Raw genomic sequence first — 18,788 nt, forward strand, 5'->3', positions numbered from 1 at the left:
GGAGAGGGAGGCCCGCCCTGCGCGAAGCGCTCTCGGGGCCGGGGGCACGCCCCGCGGCCCCGGCTCGTCGTGCCCCCGTGCCCCCGGCTTGACGGCATGATGGAACCGCACGATTCGCACAGCCACGTGAAGGGACTCGTCCGTGTCCTCTGACGACAACGCACACCAGGGCGACCAGACACCCGCGCCCGACCTGCCCGACCACGTCAAGGAGACCGCGATCGCGCTGGTCGGCGCCTACGCCGACCACAACCGCGACGAACTCGACCGGGTCCTGCCCCGCGCGCAGGCCGACCCCGAGGCGCTCACGTCCGAGCTCAAGGTCGTCGCCGCCTTCCTCAGCCGCAGGGTGCAGCAGACGGGCGTGGTGTGGAAGCCCGCCGACTCCCGCGAGGCCGTGGCCCGCACGGTCGCCGAGATGCTCCCGCCCGAACTCGAGTTCGCCGTCTCCACCGCGTGGGAGGCGCACTCGGTGGGCGAGGAGGAGACCGCCGAGCGCTTCACCCGGGGCGACCCCATGGTTTACGTGCACATGCTCGCCGCGTTCGGTGCGGCCATCGGCCTGGCGGTGTACAAGCGGGCCGAGCTCGTCTCCATCCTGCGACAGGTCATGGGGCTGAGCGAAGGGGACTGATCGGGAGGTACGCGGCACCGGCGCCGTCGCGGCTCGCCTGTCCTCTAACAGGTGAGACACGACGTGCAGTGGTTTACTTCACAAGGGCCGGTTCCTTGCGTAGGTTTCCTACAACCCCCAGGGGACCCTCGAAAGGAACGGGAGGCGCGCCGATGGCCCGCAGCCGCACACACAAGCACGTTCCCCTCCCCGCCGCCGCGGTGGCCCTGACGCTCGCCGTGACCTCCTGCGGATTCGGCGGCTCCGACCCCGACACCCTCCAGGTGTGGATCATGCAGGGCACCAACCCCGACGAGACGGCCTTCTTCGAGGAGGCCAACGCCGCGTTCACGGAGGAGACCGGTATCGCGGTCGAGGTGGAGTTCGTGCCCTGGCAGGACGCCCACGACAAGATCTCCACCTCGATCGCCGGCGGCACCACGCCCGACGTCGCCGAGCTCGGCAACACCTTCACACCCGGGTTCGCCGACGCGGGGGCCCTGCACGACCTGTCCGGGTACGTCGACGACACCTCCCAGTACATTCCGGGCCTGATGGAGATGGGCGAACTCGACGAGGGGGTCTACGGCGTCCCCTGGTACGCCTCCATCAGGTCCGTCGTCTACCGGTCCGACCTGTTCGAGGAGCACGGCCTGGAGGTGCCGGAGAACTGGGCGGAGCTGCGCGAGACCGCCCTGGCCCTGTCCGAGGCCGAGGAGGACATGACCGCCTTCCCGGTGCCCGGGGACGCCCAGTACTCCGTCATGCCGTGGATCTGGGGCGGGGGCGGCGAGATCGCCGTGCAGGGGTCCGACGGCACGTGGGACTCCACGATCGACACCGCCGAGGGCAGAGCGGGGATCGAGTTCTTCACCGGCCTGGCGCTGGAGGACGGTGTCTCCTCCACCGGCGCCGTGAACTGGAACGAGATCGACGTCATGGAGGCCGTGGCCGACGAGGAGGCCGCCATGGCCATCCTGGGCAGCGCCAACCCGAAGGCCATCCTGGAGGCCAACCCCGACCTCGAGGGCCGGATCGACTCCTTCACCCTTCCCGGCCAGGACGGCGGCCACATGCCCTCCTTCGCCGGCGGCTCGCTGCTGTCGGTCTTCGAGGGCACCGGGAACGAGGAGACGGCCCAGCGCTACGTCGAGCACCTCACCGGGGACGAGTTCTCCGCCCGCTGGGCCGAGGAGACCGGGTTCTTCCCGGGCACGGTGGAGGGCGTGGAGACCTTCTCCGCGGCGGCCGACCCCGTCCTCCAGCCCTTCGCGGTCCAGCTCAGCGAGGCCAGCCGGGGCCTGCCCGTCGCCCCGGAGTGGAGCCAGGTGGAGTCGGAGAAGGTCATCGTCGCCATGCAGCAGGACATCCTCAACGGCAACGCCACTGTGGACGAGGCCACGGAGGCCGCCGCCGCGGACATCGAACGCATCCTCAACGGGGGTTGAGAGTGGGAACGCAGCTCGGGCCGCACACGCGGGACCCGGAGCCGGGGACGACCCTCGGCCCGGAGCCGCGGCCGCGCCCCCCGGGCGGCCGGGGCGCGCTGCTGACCATGCGTCGGCGGCGCGCCCTCCTGCCCTGGGCGCTGCTCACACCGGCGCTCGTGGTCATCGGGCTGCTCCTGCTGTTCCCGCTCGCCCGGATCGTCTGGCTGTCCTTCCGCGAGTACGGGCTGCGCGAACTCGTCTCCGGCGAGTCGGCGTTCGTCGGCGCCGCCAACTACCTCACCCTGCTGACCGACCCGTACCTGTGGCGGGTCGCCATGTTCAACACCGTGGCCTTCGCCCTGGTGGCGGTGGTGGCCACCCTCGTGCTGGGCACCCTGGTCGCCCTGCTGCTGTCGACGCTGCGCCCGGTGACCCGGGTGGCCGTGGTCTCCTGCATCATGGTGGCCTGGGCGATGCCCGCGGTCAGCGGCACCTACGTGTGGATGTGGATCTTCGACGTCGAGAACGGCGTCGTGGCCAGGGCGCTGATGGCCGCGGGGGCGATCGACCCCGGGGGCTACAACTGGTTCGCCGACCGCCTGTTCTTCTACGGGATCGCCACGCTCAACGTGGTCCACGGCGGGTTCCCGTTCGTGGCGGTGACGGTCCTGGCCGGGCTGCTGACCGTGCCCCGCGAGCTGCACGAGGCGGCGCTGATCGACGGCGCGGGGGCGTGGAAGCGCTTCTGGCACGTCACCTTCCCCGTCCTGCGCCCGGTGTTCGCCGTGGTCACCGTCCTGTCCACGATCTGGGACTTCAAGGTGTTCGCGCAGATCTACCTCATGCCGGGCGGGGACGTGGGCGGCTCACAGATGCTCAACCTGGGCGTGTGGGCCTACGTGCGCTCCTTCAGCCACAACGACTACGGCCTGGGGTCGGCGATCGCCGTCCTGCTCTCCCTGTTGCTGCTGGGCGTCACGGTGGTCTACCTGCGGGTCCTGTTCCGGGAGGACGAGCTGCGATGAGCTCAGTGCAGCCCCTCGATGAGCTTGGCCCTCACCCGGCGCCAGTCGACCGAGCCGAGGGAGCGCCGGTTGAGGTCGGCGCGGACCGCGCCCATGGTGCGCAGGTCGAAGTCGCCGAGGGACCGGCCGTCGTCGTTGTCCCGGTTCACCAGGTTGTCCACGTACACGAACAACCGCTGACCGCTGTGGTCGTCCAGGGCGTGGCGCACCGCGCTGTCGCGGAAGCGCGCGTCGTAGGGGATCCAGCTGATGATCACCTCGGTGGGGGAGGGCCCGACCGCGTCGCTCACGGCGTCACCACGTCCCTCCGGTCGACACGGTCATCGTTCCCTCTCCGACGTCGGCGCACGGCACGCACCCGGACTGGACCGGAGTCTAGCCACCCCGGCCCCGTGGCGGGCAACCCGGTGAGCGAGTGAGGAGCACCGTTGGACATGACGACCGCGGCGTCGGCCCCTGAGCGGGGAACCTCCCGGGGGGAACGCGCCACCCGGCGCGGACGCGGACGGGCCAGGCCGGCCGCGGCGGCGGCCAAGGCCGCCGGTGTCGCTGCCCTTCTGCTGTTCACGCTCTTCCCCGTCTACTTCATGCTGGTCAGCGCCTTCTCCGACAGGTCGACGGCGAGCGCCGGGACGCTGGTGCCCACGGACCTGACCCTGGGCAACTTCGTCTACGTCATGACCGAGGGCGACTTCGGCCGCTACATGCTCAACTCGCTCGGGGTCGCCGCGGTGACGGTCACGGGCGCGTGCGTGCTGGCGCTGCTGGCCGCGGTGGCGGTGACCCGGTTCCGGTTCCGGATGCGCACGGCGGTCCTGGTCATGGTGCTCGTGGTGCAGATGGTGCCGTTGGAGGCCCTGGTCATTCCGCTCTTCCTGCAGGTCCGTGATCTGGGGATGCTCAACACCCTGCTGGGGCTGGGAGTGGTCTACGTCGCCCTGTCCCTGCCGCTGGCGGTGTGGATGATGCGCGGCTTCGTGGCCGCGGTGCCCGCGGAGGTGGAGGAGGCCGCCTACATCGACGGCGCCTCGTGGCCGCGCATGTTCTGGTCGGTCCTCTTCCCCCTGGTGGCCCCGGGGCTGGTGGCCACGGCCATCTTCGCGTTCATCATCGCCTGGAACGAGTTCGTGCTGGCGCTGACCTTCATGACGCGCGGCGAGAACTACACGGTGGCGGTCGGGCTGCGCCAGTTCTTCGGGCAGTACGCCAACGACTGGGGCCACGTGATGGCCGCCTCCACGCTCATCACCCTGCCGGTGATGGTCTTCTTCATCCTCGTCCAGCGCTGGCTCGTCTCGGGGCTGGTGCAGGGGGCGGTGAAGGGCTGAGCAAGGTCCCGCGAGCACCCCTGCGGGACGCACGCGTGCCCCGGCCCCGCTGCGAGGAACGGGGGGCGGGCCGGCCCCGCCGGAGGGAGGGGTGGGCGGGGCCGGCCCGTGACCGCGCGCCCGAGGGTCGCGCGCGGTCCGGATCAGCGCAGTTCGCGCTTGAGGATCTTGCCCGTGGCGGTCATCGGCAGCTCGGTGCGGAACTCCACGGAGCGCGGGTACTTGTAGGCGGCCAGGCGCTCCTTGGCGAAGTCGATGATCTCCTGCTCGGTGGCGTCGGTGTCGGCGTCCTTGATCACGAACGCCTTGACCTCCTCGCCGTGGGTGTCGTGGGGCACGCCCACGACCGCGGCCAGGCTGACCGCCGGGTGGGTCATCAGGACCTCCTCGATCTCCCGCGGGTACACGTTGTAGCCGCCGCGGATGATCATGTCCTTGGACCGGTCGACGATGAAGTACATGCCGTCCTCGTCCCGGCGGGCGATGTCGCCCGTGCGGAACCAGCCGTCGCGCAGCACCTCGGCGTTGGCCTCGGGGCGGTTGTGGTAGCCCTTCATCACGCAGTGCCCGCGCACGGCGATCTCGCCCTCGTCCTGGACCTCGTTCCAGTCCGGATCGATGAGCTTCATCTCCACACCCCACACCGGCAGGCCGATCGAGCCGGTCTTGGCCAGGACCTTGGGGTTGTTGAAGGAGACCACCGGGGAGGTCTCGGACAGGCCGTAGCCCTCCTTGATCTCCACGCCGAAGGTCTTGGTGAAGTCCTCGGCGAGCTGGCCGGGCAGGGAGGCTCCGCCGGACGCGGCGTCGACCATGTTGCTCGCGATCTTCTCCAGGTCGTAGGCGCCGGGCTCGGCGGCCTGGACCGCGTTGAGCAGGCCCCAGTACATGGTGGGCACACCGGCGAACCCGGTCACGCCCTCCTTCTCCATGAGCCTGAGCGCCTCGTCGCCGTCGAACCGCGGCATGAGCACGAGCGTCCCGCCCCGGTACAGCGGCCCGTTGAGCATGACGGTCTGCCCGAAGATGTGGAACAGCGGGAGCACGGTGAGCGAGACGTCGCGGCCGTCGGGGTGGGCGTTGACCACGCGGGCGGAGATGACCGCGTTCATGAGCAGGTTGTTGTGCGAGAGCTCCGCGCCCTTGGGGCGGCCCGTCGTGCCGCTGGTGTAGATGATGACCGCGGTGTCCTCGGCCCCGGTCTGCACGGTCTCGAACTCGCCGGGCTGCCCCTCCAGGGCCTTCCACAGGGTCTCGGCGCCCTCGATGGTGGACTCGGTGGCACCGGGCGTCCCGGGCAGGTCGATGTAGGTCTCGCAGGAGTCGACCTGGCCGAAGGCCTCGAACGCGCGCTCGCCCAGCGGCAGTTCGGGGCTGCCGGTGAAGGCGAAGAGCGCCTTGGCCCCGGAGTCCTCCAGGTGGTAGGCGATCTCACGGGGAGTGAGGAGCACGTTGAGCGGAACGACCACCGCGCCGGCCTTCAGGGCGCCGTAGTAGACGAACGGGAAGTACGGCAGGTTGGGGCTGGCGAGGGCGACGCGGTCGCCGGGGCGCACCCCCCGGGACACCAGCAGGTTGGCGACCTGGTTGGCGATCATGTTGGTGAGCGCGTAGTTCAGCCGCAGGTCGCCGAAGACCAGGCAGTCCTTGTCGGGGACGGACCTGGCGCCGTCCTCGAGCAGTACGGACAGGTTGAGCATGGGGCCTCCCGCTGGGCACGTGGGCAACGGACCCAGCTGTGGCCTGGGTCGCGTGTGCTGCGTCACTATTTACGGCAGGGTAACAAACCGAGTGGTCGGTGTGGAGTGCTCGGGGGTCGGTAAAACCACCGATCTTTCCGTCACTCTCCGTGTCCATCGCGGTACCCGGGTGCCCCGGGCAAGCCGTGCTCGCGGTGACCGGCCAACCGCTAACCTGGGTCCAGTACACCCACACCGGACAGGAACTTGCAGCGATGACAGCGGTAGACGGCGACCAGACGACGGGCGACACCTACGACGCCCGCGCCCTCCAGGACAAGTGGCAGGCGCGCTGGGCCGCTGAGCTCCCGTTCCAGGCCAACGAGGACCCCGGCGACACCCGGCCCCGCTCCTACATCGTCGACATGTTCGCCTACCCCTCGGGCGACCTGCACATGGGTCACGCCGAGGCCTACGCCATCGGCGACGTGATCGGGCGCTACCGCTTCCAGCGCGGCGACAACGTGCTGCACCCCATCGGCTGGGACTCCTTCGGCCTGCCCGCGGAGAACGCGGCGATCAAGAACGACTCGCACCCCGCCGAGTGGACCTACGCCAACATCGAGACCCAGGCGGCCTCGTTCCGGCGCTACGGCATCGGCGTCGACTGGTCGCGCCGACTGCACACGAGCGACCCCGAGTACTACAAGTGGAACCAGTGGCTGTTCCTGCGCTTCTTCGAGCGCGGACTGGCCTACCGCAAGGACGGCCAGGTCAACTGGTGCCCCAAGGACCAGACGGTGCTGGCCAACGAGCAGGTCGTCCAGGGCCGGTGCGAGCGCTGCGGCTCCGACGTCGTGCGCCGCAGCCTGAACCAGTGGTACTTCAAGATCACCGACTACGCCCAGCGCCTGCTGGACGACATGGACCAGCTGGACAACGGCCGCTGGCCGGACGAGATCCTGGCCATGCAGCGCAACTGGATCGGCCGCTCCACCGGCGCCGACGTCCACTTCCAGATCGAGGGCCGTGACGAGCCGGTCACCGTCTTCACCACGCGCCCCGACACCCTCTACGGCGCCACGTTCTTCGTCGTGGCCGCCGACGCCGAGCTCGCCGACGAGCTGTGCGCGCCCGAGCAGCGCGAGGCCTTCGACGCCTACCGGCGCGACGTGGCCAAGCTGTCCGACATCGAGCGCCAGGCCACCGAGCGCCCCAAGACCGGCGTCTTCCTGGGCCGGTACGCGATCAACCCGGTCAACGGCGAGCGCATGCCGGTCTGGGCGGCCGACTACGTCCTGGCCGACTACGGCCACGGCGCCATCATGGCCGTGCCCGCCCACGACCAGCGCGACCTGGACTTCGCCCTGGCCTTCGACCTGCCGGTCAGGGTCGTGGTGGACACCGGTGAGCCCGACCCCGCCGAGACCGGCGTGGCCACCGCGGGCGAGGGCACCCTGCGCGACTCCGGTCCGCTGGACGGCCTGGACAAGACCGCGGCCATCGAGCGGATCATCGAGGTCATGGCCGAGCGCGGCACCGGCGCCGGGACGATCAACTACCGCCTGCGCGACTGGCTGCTGTCCCGCCAGCGCTACTGGGGTACGCCGATCCCGATCATCCACTGCCCCTCGTGCGGCGAGGTGGCCGTGCCCGACGAGCAGCTGCCCGTGACGCTGCCCGAGCTCAAGGGCGCCGAGCTGGCGCCCAAGGGCGTCTCGCCGCTGGCCGCGGCCAAGGACTGGGTGGAGGTCGACTGCCCCTCGTGCGGCGGTCCGGCCAACCGCGACACCGACACCATGGACACCTTCGTCGACTCGTCCTGGTACTTCCTGCGGTACTGCTCGCCGCACGACGACAGCGCGCCGTTCGACACCGAGGCCGTTAACAAGTGGGGTCCGGTCGACCACTACATCGGCGGCAAGGAGCACGCGACGCTGCACCTGATGTACGCGCGCTTCTTCACCAAGGTCCTGCACGACATGGGGATGGTCTCCTTCACCGAGCCCTTCCGCCGGCTGACCAACCAGGGCCAGGTCATCAACGAGGGCCGGGCGATGTCCAAGTCGCTGGGCAACGGGGTCGACCTGGGCAAGGAGATCGACGCCTACGGTGTCGACGCGGTCCGGCTGACCATGTTGTTCGCCAGTCCTCCGGAGGAGGACGTCGACTGGGCCGACGTCTCGGTCACGGCCGCGCAGAAGTTCCTCAACCGCGCCTACCGGGTGATGTCCGAGGCCGGCGCCGCCAGCCGTCCGGGGACCGACCCCGCCACCGGCCACGTCGAACTGCGCCGGGTCACGCACCGCACGATCGACCAGATCACGACCCTGGTCGAGTCGCGCCGGTTCAACGTCGCCATCGCCCGCACCATGGAACTGGTCTCGGCCGCCCGGCGGGCGATCGACTCCGGGCCCGGCGCGGCCGACCCGGCGGTGCGCGAGGCCGCCGAGTTCATCGCCGTCGCCCTGTCGCTGTTCGCGCCCTACGTGGCCGAGGAGGGCTGGGAGAAGCTCGGCCACGTCGGCACCGTGGCGGTCGGCAACTGGCCCGAGGCCGAACCGGCGCTGCTGGTCCAGGACGAGGTCACCTGCGTGGTCCAGGTCCAGAGCAAGGTGCGCGACAAGCTGACCGTGGCGCCGGACATCGACCCGGCCGAGCTGGAGCGGCTGGCCCTGGCGTCGGAGAAGGCACGCAACTTCATCGGTGACAAGCAGGTCCGCAAGGTGATCGTGCGCGCGCCGAAGCTGGTGAACATCGTCGTCGGCTGAGCCCCTCCACGGTGGCGGCCGCGCACGGCGGCCGCCACCGGCGCGGGTGCAGGCCACGACCGACAGTGAGGCGGTGACCGGGTGTCCGGAAGGACCCGCGGGGTGCTGGTGCGGACGGCCGTCGCCGTCGGTGGAGCGGCGGTCCTGTCGGCCGCCGCGATCGGCGGCGGACTCTGGCTGGCCGGGGACGACCCCGACGTGCCCGACAGCGGCGACGTCCACACCGCGGCGCCCGGGTGCGGTGTGCTCTCCGACCAGCAGGTCGCCGAACTCCTGCCCGACGCCGTCCTGGAGTCCGCCGAGAGCGGGCCCCTGAGCGGTGGTGAGAACACGGCGTGCACGTGGACCTCGGCCGGAGCCGCGGAGGACCCCGAGACGCTGCGCGTGGACCTGTCCGCGCGCTTCACCGACACCTCCGGTGAGACCCCGGTGACCGGCGACGAGGCCGCGCAGGCCGGTTTCGAGGCCATGGTCCCGGTCCGCGGCGAGGACGTGGCGCTCACCGGCGACCTGCCGGCGAGCGTGTGGCGCGGTCAGGCCCCGGGCACCGCCGAACTGGCCTTCCACACCGACAACCTGTTGGTCCGGGTGTCCTACGCCGGAGTCGACCAGGGCTTCGACGCGGCCCGCGATCGCGCGGTCGATGCCGCCGAGCGGCTCCGGGAGGCCCTGTGACCACCCCCGGCCAGGACTCGGATCCGAACGACGACCCGGTCACCGGCCCCAGCGAGCCCCCGTCTCCGGGTCCGGGCGAGCACACCGGCCCCGGTTCGGGTGGGGGCGCCGACGAGCACCCGGTCCCCGATTCGCACGCGAGCCCTGGCCAGGGCACGGCCCCTGATCATCACACCGGCCCCAGCTCTGTCGCAGTTCCCAATGAGCACCCGGCCCCCGATTCGGGCACGGGTCCCGGCGGGCACTCGGCTCCCGGTCAGCACACCGGTCCTGGTTCGGGCTCCGGCCCCAGCGAGAACCCGGTTCATGGGCACCGCACCGGTCCCGGTCCCGGTCCCGGTCCCGGTCCGGGCACGGGTCCCGGCGGGCACTCGGCTCCCGGTCAGCACACCGGCCCCGGTTCCGGCATGGGTTCCGGCGAGCATCCGGTGCCCGGTCCCCATGCGCGTCCGGGCCAGGGAGCGGCCCCAGGCCACCCCATGGGTGCCGGTCCGGGGGCGGGCAGTCGGCCCGATGGCGGCTTCGGCCATGGTCCCGGCTTCGGTCCGGCCGGAGGGGGCGGGCCCGGCTTCGCCCCGGGCACCGGACCCGGGCAGCCGGGGACCGTGCCGTCGGCGCAACCGCAGAGCCGGGGCTGCGCCGTCGTCGGCGTGATCGCGGCCGTGCTGGTGGTGGTCGTGCTCGTGGCGGGCGCCGTCTGGTTCGTGGTGAGCAGGGACGTCCTGGAATCGGGTGACTTCGAGGCCGCGCCCGACTGCTCGATCGGCGAGACCGATGCCCTCGACGAACTGGTCCCCGCGCACGAACTCGAAGTCCAGGAACCGATCGGCGGCGCGCAGGAGACCTTCGGCAGCGGGCAGCAGTGCCGCTGGGCCACACCCGGCGGGGACGGCGACGCCGTTCCGGCGACCGCCACTCTGGTCACGGTCGTCTCACCCGATCCCGGCGGGATCGACACGGCCGCCGACAACCTGCGCTCGTCGGCCGGTTCCGACCGCGCGACGCTGGACGGGATCGGTGACGAGGCCTTCACCTGGACGCGCTCCGGCAGGTTCAACGTGGGGTGCGCGGGCGCGCGCGTGTCCAACCTGTACGTGGAGACCTGCCACAGCGCCGCGGCCGACTACGACGCCACTCGGTCGATCGACGCGGAGCAGGCCGTGGCGGGCGCCGTGCGGTTGGCCGAGGACGCCGTCGCCGGACTGCCCGACTGACGCGACCGGGGCGCGGTCACCAGGCGGTGCCGAGGAACTCCTCCACCGCCGGAGCGACGTCCGGGGAGAACGGCCTGTCGGCGTCGAGCACCGTGGCGCCCGGTTCGTCGCGGAACTCGCGCAGGATGTGGTCCGCGTCGGGCAGGTCGACGCGCCGGGCGTCGGGCAGCCCCGTCATCAGCCGGTCGACCTCCTCCTCGGTGACCTGGGAGTCCTCCTCGCCCCACAGCACCAGGACGGGCGTGTCGGCGGGCAGGTCGGCGCCCAGCTCCACGGGGTCGAAGGAGTCGATCCAGGCCAGGAAGTCCTGGTTCTCCGGCGTGTACACCCCGAAGGAGTCGATGTCGTCGTCCAGCTCACGGCCGGCGCGCACCTCGGCCCGGCCGTACCGGGCGTCGGAGAGCAGCTGGCGTGCCTGACCCTCCGGGAGCCGCCCCACGGCCTCCGCCTGGCGCGCCTGTTCGGTGATCTGGCGGTCGATGAGGTCCAGGTAGCGGGTGCCGGGCGGCGCCACCAGGATCCGGGCGGGCTCGGCGTCGACGATGTCGTGGGCGCGCAGGGCGTACAGCGCGCCCTCGCTGTGCCCGATGACGACCGTGCGCTCGGGGTCGACCTCCGGTTGGGCGACGAGCTCCGCGTAGGCCGCGGCGACCTCGTCGTCGAAGACCTGGGGATCGACCGGCGCCTCGGGGTCGACCTCCTCGGCGGAGTCCCCGCTGCCGAGCTTGTCGTAGCGCACGGAGGCCACCCCGGCCTCGGCCAGCACCCGCGCCAGGTTCCAGTTGGTCTCGGCCTCCGGGCGCAGGGGGCTGTTGCCGTCCCGGTCGGTGGGACCGCTGCCGGAGATGATGAGTGCTCCGGGGATGGAGTCGGGCGTGCGCAACGGCAGGGTCAGGGTCGCGGCCACCTCGCGACCGCCGGCCTCGAAGGTCAGCTCGCGTTCGGCTCCGTCGCTGCCCGGGGGTGGCGCGGCCGAGTCGTCCTCGGCGGCGCACGCCGAGGCCAGGGCCAGGGTGAGGGCCGCGCAGCCGGCGGCCAGGGCGAGACGGGCCCCGCGCGCGGGGGAGGAGGAAGGTGTCGGCACGTGCTCAGGGTAGCGGCCGGCACCGGCCCGGCGACCCCGGCCCGGTGAGCCGGGCCGGGGGCCGGTCAGACGCGGCGCATCACGGAGACGACCTTGCCGAGGATGGTGGCGTTGTCACCGGAGATCGGCTCGTAGGCGTCGTTGCGGGGCATGAGCCACGCGTGGCCGTCCGCGTCGCGGCGCAGGACCTTGACCGTCGCCTCGTCGTCGAGCAGGGCCGCCACGATGTCGCCGTTGTTGGCGTCGGGCTGCTGGCGCACGACCACGAGGTCGCCGTCGGTGATGGCGGCGTCGACCATGGAGTCGCCGACCACGGTGAGCATGAACAGCTGTCCCTCGCCCACCAGCTGCCGGGGGAGGGCGAGCACGTCCTCGACCGACTCCTCGGCCAGGATGGGTCCACCGGCGGCGATTCGGCCGACCAGCGGCACCGCGGCCGCGCGGGAGGGGTCCAGGTCCTCCGGTGTCACGGTCCTGCCGGTGGCCGACCCGGGGCTGCGCAGCTCGACGGCCCGCGGGCGGTTCTGGTCGCGGTACAGGTAACCCTTGCGCTGGAGCACCTTGAGCTGGTGCGCCACGCTGGACGGGCTGGACAGGCCGACCGCGTCACCGATTTCCCTGATGGAGGGCGGGAAACCCCGTTCGCGCACGTACCGCTGGATGCAGTTCAGGACGCTCTGCTGGCGTGCGGTGAGTTTGGGGGTCGCGGACGCGGGCCCGCCCGATTCCCCCACGGGTGCCAGAACGGCAGTGGAATCTACGGTTCCGGGATTGTCCTCCGGCACGGCCGGGCCTCCTCGGCATTCGGTTCGGTCAGGGCCTGCTTGCGTGTGTCCTCCACCGGCGGGGCGATCGCGCCGACCTGGGGTCCACGTGATGGCGAAACCGGTGTGAAATCAAGGTCAACTTTAGTCGTTGCGTACGGTGATATCAAACAAGCGTTCGAGTCCTGTGGACTATTCCTTCGGGTGAGCCATTAGCGGCCCAATTCCGTCCTCGACTTACGTGTCTACACGCGTTCGCGGCGCCGCGCCCCCGGAATGGAAGGACCGGGTTCCCCGGCGGGCCCGCCGCACGGTGTGGGACTCGTCTCCACGCCCCTGTGCGCGGGCCCGATCCCCTGGTCCGCAGGGGTTTCCGACCGTCCCGGGCCGCCGTGTCCCGTGGGGCGCGGCCGCCGTCGCCGCTATCCTTGCGGAGGTGTCGAACGCCCCTCAGGGGCGGTCCGCAACCCCCGCCCCCGGTCTCCGTGTGACCTCGGCCGCGCCGTGCGTGGCGTCCTTGGCCGTGGGCACGGGACACGCCTTCGGGAGGGTTGCGGGTGCGCCCGCTGGGGTCTAGGTTCGACCACAACATCTGGTGCGGCTGTTGGGGCGGTTGTCCAGAAGTTGTGGTTTAGTAGAGGTACGGGTTGTCGGCGAGGGAAGCAGGTGAAGCAGGATGCACTGTCCGTTCTGCCGCCATCCTGACACCAGGGTGATCGACAGCAGGTCCACCGACGACGGCGCGGCCATCCGCCGCCGCCGCTCCTGCCCGGTGTGCGAGCGCCGCTTCACCACCCAGGAGACCGTCCTTCTGATGGTCGCCAAGCGCTCCGGGGTCACCGAGCCCTTCAGCCGCACCAAGATCATCGCCGGGGTACGCAGGGCGTGCCAGGGTCGGCCCGTCTCCGAGGACGCCCTCGCCAAGCTCGGCCAGAAGGTCGAGGAGGAGATCCGCGGACGCGGTGTCGCCGAGGTCCCGGCCCACGAGATCGGCCTGGCCATCCTCGGGCCGATGCGGGACCTGGACGAGGTCGCCTACCTGCACTTCGCCAGCGTGTACCGCGGGTTCGAGAGCCTCGCCGACTTCGAGGCGGAGATCGCCAGTCTGCGCGCCGACCGCGAGGCCGACTCCCGGTCCGACACGGCCGCCGCCCCCTGACCCTCCGCCGTCCGCTCGACGACGGCCACGCACCACAGCCGCGCGGGTGGCCCCGGCCATCCACGGGCCACTCGTCACCCACAACGCAGCGCACGGCCGCACCGACCGTGCTCACGAAGCTTTCAGGGGAACTGCCGCAATGACGGAAACCACCAGTGGACCAACAGGACGCAAGGGCAAGGGGAGCCGCAAGGGCCTGAAGATGAAGCGCATCTTCACCACCCCCGGTGTGCACCCCTACGAGACCCTCACCTGGGAGCGCCGCGACGTCGTGATGACGAACTGGCGCGACGGCACGGTCAACTTCGAGCAGCGCGGCGTGGAGTTCCCCACCACCTGGTCGATGAACGCCACCCAGATCGTCACCAGCAAGTACTTCCGCGGCGCGGTGGGCACCCCCGAGCGCGAGTGGAGCCTCAAGCAGCTCGTCGACCGCGTCGTGGGCATGTACACGCGCACCGCCGTCGAGCAGGGCTACTTCGCCACCGACGAGGACGCGGAGATCTTCGACCACGAGCTCAAGTACGCGCTCGCCAACCAGCTCTTCAGCTTCAACTCGCCGGTCTGGTTCAACGTCGGCACGGCCTCGTCCCAGCAGGTCAGTGCCTGTTTCATCCTCTCCGTCGACGACACCATGGAGTCGATCCTCGACTGGTACAAGGAGGAGGGGATCATCTTCAAGGGCGGCTCCGGCGCGGGTGTGAACCTCTCGCGCATCCGCTCCAGCAAGGAGCTGCTCTCCTCCGGCGGCACCGCCTCCGGCCCGGTCTCCTTCATGCGCGGCGCCGACGCCTCCGCCGGGACCATCAAGTCCGGGGGCGCCACCCGCCGCGCGGCCAAGATGGTCGTCCTGGACGTCGACCACCCCGACATCGAGGAGTTCGTCGAGACGAAGTCGCGCGAGGAGCACAAGATCCGCGCGCTGCGCGACGCCGGGTTCGACGTGGACCTGGGCGGCGCCGACATGTTCAGCGTCCAGTACCAGAACGCCAACAACTCGGTCCGGGTCTCCGACGCCTTCATGCGCGCCGTCGAGACCGGCTCGGAGTTCGGCCTGACCTCCCGGACCACGGGCGAGGTCGTGGCCACCGTCGACGCCAAGGACCTGTTCCAGCGCATGGCCAGAGCGGCCTGGGAGTGCGCCGACCCGGGCATCCAGTACGACGGCACCATCCAGGACTGGCACACCAACCCCGAGACCGGCCGGATCAGTGCGAGCAACCCGTGCTCGGAGTACCTGAGCCTGGACGACTCCTCGTGCAACCTCGCCTCGATCAACCTGCTGAAGTTCCTGCGCGAGGACGACACCTTCGACGTCGAGCGGTTCACCCGCCTCACCGAGCTGGTCATCACCGCGATGGACGTCTCCATCACCTTCGCCGACTTCCCGACCGAGAAGATCGGCGACACCACCCGCGCCTACCGCCAGCTCGGCATCGGCTACGCGAACCTGGGCGCCCTGCTCATGGCGACCGGCCACGCCTACGACTCCGACGGCGGCCGCGCGGTCGCCGCCGCGATCACCTCGCTGATGACCGGTACCGCCTACCGGCGCAGCGCCGAGGTCGCGGGCGTGGTGGGCCCCTACGACGGCTACAAGCGCAACGAGCAGGCGCACAAGCGCGTCATGCGCAAGCACGCCGCGGCCAACGACGACCTGCGCACGGTCGGCACCTTGGAGGAGCCGATCCACGCTGCCGCCACCCGCGAGTGGGCCGAGTGCCTCAAGGTCGGCGAGCGCAACGGCTGGCGCAACGCCCAGGCCAGCCTGCTCGCCCCCACCGGCACCATCGGCTTCATGATGGACTGCGACACCACCGGCATCGAGCCGGACTTCTCGCTCGTCAAGTTCAAGAAGCTGGTCGGCGGCGGCTCCATGCAGATCGTCAACCAGGCCATCCCGCGCGCGCTGGCCAACCTGGGCTACCAGGACGAGCAGTCCGAGGCGATCGTGGAGTTCGTGTCCGAGCACGGCCACGTCGTCGACGCCCCGAGCCTGCGCCCCGAGCACTACGAGGTGTTCGACTGCGCCATGGGCCGCCGCTACATCCAGCCCATGGGCCACGTGCGGATGATGGCGGCCGTGCAGCCGTTCCTGTCCGGCGCGATCTCCAAGACCGTCAACGTGCCCGAGGACGCCACGGTCGAGGACTTCCAGCACATCTACTTCGAGGGCTGGAAGCTGGGCCTGAAGGCGCTCGCGGTCTACCGCGACAACTGCAAGGTCGGCCAGCCGCTGTCCATCAGCAAGACCGAGAGCGGCACCAAGGACGCCGAGGAGCCCGCGACCGTCGAGGTCGCCCGGCCGGTCCGCCGCCGCCTGCCCAAGAAGCGTCCGAGTGAGACCACCTCGTTCTCCGTGGGCGGGGCCGAGGGCTACATCACCGCCGGCTCCTACCCGGACGACGGTCTGGGCGAGGTGTTCATGAAGCTCGGCAAGCAGGGTTCGACCCTGGCCGGCGTCATGGACGCGTTCTCCATCGCGATCTCCATCGCCCTGCAGTACGGGGTCCCGCTGGAGACCTACGTGGAGAAGTTCACCAACATGCGCTTCGACCCGGCCGGCATGACCGACGACCCGGACATCCGCATGGCGCAGTCGGTGGTGGACTACATCTTCCGCCGCCTGGCCCTGGACCACCTGCCCTACGAGGAGCGCGCGGCACTGGGCGTGCTGTCGGCCGCCGAGCGCCAGGCCCAGGTCGCGGGCGAGGACCCGGCCCAGGTCGCCGCCCAGGTGGAGTCCTACGCCCAGTCGGCCGCCACCCACAAGGCCGAGGAGGCGGCGCCGACCGCGCGCAGGAGCGAGGCCCAGGCCGAGCCGACCGAGGCGCACTCCACCGCCGAGCTGATGGAGAGCACGCAGGGCTTCGTCGCCGACGCCCCGCTGTGCGTCACGTGCGGGACGAAGATGCGGCCCTCGGGTAGCTGCTACGCCTGCGAGGGCTGCGGCGCCACCAGCGGCTGTAGCTGATCACCTCGCCGTGAGGGAGCACTGACGCGACAGTGGCGGTCCGGTTCCCACCGGGCCGCCACTGCGTTGTGCGCGCGGACAACGGAAGTACGTCACGTACTTGACGTACGTGTAACGCGGTGGCAAGGTGGATCCACGTTCCGTTGGAGGTATCGCCATGAGTGCCGTTCACTTTGACAGCTACACCGATGCTCGTGCGCACCTGAAGGCGCTCCTGGACGCGGCGGAACGAGGTCAGGTGGCCACGGTCCGCCGTGACACGGCCAGAACGGCTGTCGTGGACGTGGAGAGACTGCGTCACTTCCTGTCCACGGTGACGCCCTCCGACGCCCAGGTGGTACCGGAGGCGGGAGGCTGGTCGGTCTTCATCCCGGGGCTGCCCGTCGCCGCGGACGGGACGTCCTTCGACGAGGCCGTCACCGAGATGGTCGACGCGTTGCGTGAGTACGCGGAGGACTGGCAGGACCACCTGCTCGACGCCCCCGACCACCGGGGGAACTGGGGCCTGGTCCAACTCATCGTCCTGAGCGACGACGAGCAGCTGCGCCACTGGTTGGTGGGGGCGCAACGGTGACCTGGCCACGACCCACCCGTGAGGACCACGAGCGCTTCTGCAAGACGGAGGGATGGCGCCGCGTACGGGACGCGCGCGGCCGGACGGGGACACACCACATCACGTACGAGCTGTCCCTGCCGGACGGACGGATCCTGCGCACCCGGGTGTCCCGGCCAGCGGATCGGACCGACTACGGCAGGAGTATGTGGGCGCATGTCCTCCGTGACCAGCTCGACGTCGACGAGGCCTCGTTCTGGGCGTGCGTCAGGGACGGCACTCCCCCCTACCGGGGCGTGCCGGTGCCGCCGGCGAGCGCGCTGCCCGCGGACCTGGTCCACCTGCTGATCTCGAAGGTCGGCCTTTCCGAAGCCGAGGTCGCGGGGATGACGAGGGAGGAAGCGGTCGACCGGCTCAACCGGTACTGGACCGAGGGCGGTTGAGCAGCCGGGGCGCCGAGCGAGGTGGTCCACACCTGTGGTTGGGCGGGGCGGTGAGCGGGTAATCCCTTCGTCACCGACGCGCCGGTGGAAGGTGGACGCATGCTGATTGCCTCGATCCTGCGATCGAAGGGCTCCGACGTGGTCACGGTCCCGCCCGAGGCGACCGTCGCGCAGTTGCTCACCGAGCTCGCCAGACACAACATCGGCGCCGTGGCCGTCGCCGAGGGGGACGCCCTCGTCGGCATCGTCTCCGAGCGCGACGTCGTGCGCGGGCTGGAACGGGCCGGTACCGTCCTGCTCACCGCGCCCGTCGCCGAGATCATGACCGCCGACGTCCACACCTGCACCACCGAGGACACGGTCGAGGACGTCAGCGAGGCCATGACCCTGCGCCGCTTCCGCCACGTGCCCGTCCTGTCCGAGGGGCGCCTGGTCGGCATCGTCAGCATCGGCGACGTGGTCAAGAGCCGGCTGCGGGTCCTGGAGGACGACCGCGCCCAGCTGGAGGCCTACATCCACGGCCGCCGGGGCTGAGCCCTCACACGTCCCCCCGATCGGCCGAGGCGACCGCGACTGCGGCCGTCGCCGCCGTCACCCCCAGCACGGCGGGCCAGGAACCGATCTTCTTCGCCAGCGGGTGGGACAGCCCGAAGGCGCCCACGTACACGCTCCCCAGGGCCAGGGCCGGGCCCAGACCCGAGCGCCGGCGGCAGGTCTCGACGGCCGCCGCGCCGAACACGGCCAGGACGGCCCCGCCCAGCGGTCGGTTGCCGGTGGCGCGCGCCACTGAGTAGCCGCCGATCAGTCCGGCGGTGGTGAGCACGGCGCTCGGAAGTGCGGACATCGTGGTTTCCCCTCTCGTTCCCGGCCCGGGTCGTCCCGCGCGGACGCGCACCGGCCGGCGGTCTGCCGTGCGACCGAGGCTAGCCGCGCGCCCCGCGTCCGTCGCCCTCCGGCACGCCGGTGGATTCATCGTCACGCTCAGGACACGAGGCATGGGTTTCGGATGCAACTCGTGCCAGAGTTGGTGCTGACCGGTACCTCAGATTCGCGCGCGACACGGTCCCCACCTGGAA

17 protein-coding genes are annotated in these 18,788 nt (G+C 71.0%); 12 read left to right on the top strand and 5 right to left on the bottom strand.

The window, feature by feature from the left end; all coding sequences use genetic code 11:
* Window positions 1-142: 142 nt before the first annotated feature.
* The 3 genes from HNR10_RS23870 (at window position 143) to HNR10_RS23880 (ending at window position 3,068) form a co-directional block, all read left to right on the top strand.
* Window positions 143-634, top strand: coding sequence for a hypothetical protein (locus tag HNR10_RS23870; protein ID WP_179827194.1), 492 nt, complete (start codon window positions 143-145; stop codon window positions 632-634).
* Between the two features lie 152 nt (window positions 635-786).
* Window positions 787-2,061, top strand: a complete 1,275-nt coding sequence (locus HNR10_RS23875; protein WP_179827196.1) for a sugar ABC transporter substrate-binding protein — start codon at window positions 787-789, stop codon at window positions 2,059-2,061.
* Window positions 2,062-2,168: 107 nt separating this feature from the next.
* Window positions 2,169-3,068, top strand: a complete 900-nt coding sequence (locus HNR10_RS23880) for a carbohydrate ABC transporter permease (RefSeq protein ID WP_179829925.1) — start codon at window positions 2,169-2,171, stop codon at window positions 3,066-3,068.
* 2 nt (window positions 3,069-3,070) lie between these two features.
* Here HNR10_RS23880 and HNR10_RS23885 read toward each other — a convergent pair whose 3' ends face one another.
* Complete coding sequence (locus tag HNR10_RS23885; protein WP_179827198.1) at window positions 3,071-3,358, bottom strand: hypothetical protein; 288 nt, start codon at window positions 3,356-3,358, stop codon at window positions 3,071-3,073.
* Window positions 3,359-3,502: 144 nt separating this feature from the next.
* On the opposite strand from HNR10_RS23885, the gene HNR10_RS23890 reads away from it, so the two are divergent.
* On the top strand, window positions 3,503-4,396 hold the full coding sequence (locus HNR10_RS23890) for a carbohydrate ABC transporter permease (RefSeq protein ID WP_179829926.1): 894 nt from the start codon (window positions 3,503-3,505) through the stop codon (window positions 4,394-4,396).
* 143 nt (window positions 4,397-4,539) lie between these two features.
* Here the strand turns inward: HNR10_RS23890 and HNR10_RS23895 are convergent, their stop codons facing one another.
* Window positions 4,540-6,096, bottom strand: coding sequence for a long-chain-fatty-acid--CoA ligase (locus HNR10_RS23895; RefSeq protein WP_179827200.1), 1,557 nt, complete (start codon window positions 6,094-6,096; stop codon window positions 4,540-4,542).
* Window positions 6,097-6,350: 254 nt separating this feature from the next.
* Here HNR10_RS23895 and leuS point away from each other — a divergent pair, with 254 nt between their 5' ends.
* The 3 genes from leuS to HNR10_RS23910 all read left to right on the top strand — a co-directional run bounded on the left by leuS (window position 6,351) and on the right by HNR10_RS23910 (window position 10,735).
* On the top strand, window positions 6,351-8,846 hold the full coding sequence (gene leuS, locus HNR10_RS23900; RefSeq protein ID WP_179827209.1) for a leucine--tRNA ligase: 2,496 nt from the start codon (window positions 6,351-6,353) through the stop codon (window positions 8,844-8,846).
* A 108-nt stretch (window positions 8,847-8,954) separates the two neighbouring features.
* Entirely contained in the window at window positions 8,955-9,521 is a 567-nt protein-coding gene (locus tag HNR10_RS23905) for a hypothetical protein (protein WP_179829927.1), read from the top strand.
* Between the two features lie 605 nt (window positions 9,522-10,126).
* Window positions 10,127-10,735 (top strand): hypothetical protein, encoded by a 609-nt coding sequence (locus HNR10_RS23910; RefSeq protein ID WP_179827211.1) that lies wholly within the window; start codon window positions 10,127-10,129, stop codon window positions 10,733-10,735.
* A 16-nt stretch (window positions 10,736-10,751) separates the two neighbouring features.
* Here the strand turns inward: HNR10_RS23910 and HNR10_RS23915 are convergent, their stop codons facing one another.
* Both HNR10_RS23915 and lexA read right to left on the bottom strand, forming a co-directional pair.
* Window positions 10,752-11,819 carry an alpha/beta hydrolase family protein gene (locus tag HNR10_RS23915; protein ID WP_179827213.1) on the bottom strand — a complete coding sequence of 356 codons (1,068 nt, stop codon included), beginning with the start codon at window positions 11,817-11,819 and terminating at the stop codon, window positions 10,752-10,754.
* 65 nt (window positions 11,820-11,884) lie between these two features.
* Window positions 11,885-12,604 (bottom strand): transcriptional repressor LexA, encoded by a 720-nt coding sequence (gene lexA / locus HNR10_RS23920; RefSeq protein WP_179827215.1) that lies wholly within the window; start codon window positions 12,602-12,604, stop codon window positions 11,885-11,887.
* Between the two features lie 655 nt (window positions 12,605-13,259).
* Here lexA and nrdR point away from each other — a divergent pair.
* The 5 genes from nrdR (at window position 13,260) to HNR10_RS23945 (ending at window position 18,246) form a co-directional block, all read left to right on the top strand.
* Window positions 13,260-13,742, top strand: a complete 483-nt coding sequence (nrdR, locus tag HNR10_RS23925) for a transcriptional regulator NrdR (RefSeq protein WP_179827217.1) — start codon at window positions 13,260-13,262, stop codon at window positions 13,740-13,742.
* 139 nt (window positions 13,743-13,881) lie between these two features.
* A complete protein-coding gene (locus HNR10_RS23930; RefSeq protein ID WP_179827219.1) occupies window positions 13,882-16,716 on the top strand; it encodes a vitamin B12-dependent ribonucleotide reductase in 2,835 nt (944 codons plus the stop codon).
* A gap of 157 nt (window positions 16,717-16,873) precedes the next feature.
* On the top strand, window positions 16,874-17,290 hold the full coding sequence (locus HNR10_RS23935) for a type II toxin-antitoxin system HicB family antitoxin (RefSeq protein ID WP_179827221.1): 417 nt from the start codon (window positions 16,874-16,876) through the stop codon (window positions 17,288-17,290).
* Window positions 17,287-17,712, top strand: a complete 426-nt coding sequence (locus tag HNR10_RS31425; protein ID WP_179827223.1) for a cytotoxic translational repressor of toxin-antitoxin stability system — start codon at window positions 17,287-17,289, stop codon at window positions 17,710-17,712. Before HNR10_RS23935 ends, HNR10_RS31425 begins: the two co-directional genes overlap by 4 nt.
* Before the next feature lie 99 nt (window positions 17,713-17,811).
* Window positions 17,812-18,246: a CBS domain-containing protein gene (locus HNR10_RS23945; RefSeq protein ID WP_179827225.1), complete on the top strand. Its 435-nt coding sequence runs from the start codon at window positions 17,812-17,814 to the stop codon at window positions 18,244-18,246.
* 4 nt (window positions 18,247-18,250) lie between these two features.
* Here the strand turns inward: HNR10_RS23945 and HNR10_RS23950 are convergent, their stop codons facing one another.
* On the bottom strand, window positions 18,251-18,556 hold the full coding sequence (locus tag HNR10_RS23950) for a hypothetical protein (RefSeq protein WP_179827227.1): 306 nt from the start codon (window positions 18,554-18,556) through the stop codon (window positions 18,251-18,253).
* Window positions 18,557-18,788: the final 232 nt, after the last annotated feature.

This window comes from Nocardiopsis aegyptia (assembly GCF_013410755.1).
GTDB classification, from domain to species: Bacteria; Actinomycetota; Actinomycetes; order Streptosporangiales; family Streptosporangiaceae; genus Nocardiopsis; species Nocardiopsis aegyptia.

Bases quoted from the DNA above. Each gene is read 5' to 3' on its own strand.
- HNR10_RS23875 (WP_179827196.1), top strand. From the start codon at position 787: ATGGCCCGCAGCCGCACACACAAGCACGTTCCCCTCCCCGCCGCCGCG.
- HNR10_RS23880 (WP_179829925.1), top strand. From the start codon at position 2,169: ATGCGTCGGCGGCGCGCCCTCCTGCCCTGGGCGCTGCTCACACCGGCG.
- HNR10_RS23890 (WP_179829926.1), top strand. From the start codon at position 3,503: ATGACGACCGCGGCGTCGGCCCCTGAGCGGGGAACCTCCCGGGGGGAA.
- HNR10_RS23895 (WP_179827200.1), bottom strand. From the start codon at position 6,096: ATGCTCAACCTGTCCGTACTGCTCGAGGACGGCGCCAGGTCCGTCCCC.
- leuS (WP_179827209.1), top strand. From the start codon at position 6,351: ATGACAGCGGTAGACGGCGACCAGACGACGGGCGACACCTACGACGCC.
- nrdR (WP_179827217.1), top strand. From the start codon at position 13,260: ATGCACTGTCCGTTCTGCCGCCATCCTGACACCAGGGTGATCGACAGC.
- HNR10_RS23930 (WP_179827219.1), top strand. From the start codon at position 13,882: ATGACGGAAACCACCAGTGGACCAACAGGACGCAAGGGCAAGGGGAGC.
- HNR10_RS23935 (WP_179827221.1), top strand. From the start codon at position 16,874: ATGAGTGCCGTTCACTTTGACAGCTACACCGATGCTCGTGCGCACCTG.
- HNR10_RS23945 (WP_179827225.1), top strand. From the start codon at position 17,812: ATGCTGATTGCCTCGATCCTGCGATCGAAGGGCTCCGACGTGGTCACG.
- HNR10_RS23950 (WP_179827227.1), bottom strand. From the start codon at position 18,556: ATGTCCGCACTTCCGAGCGCCGTGCTCACCACCGCCGGACTGATCGGC.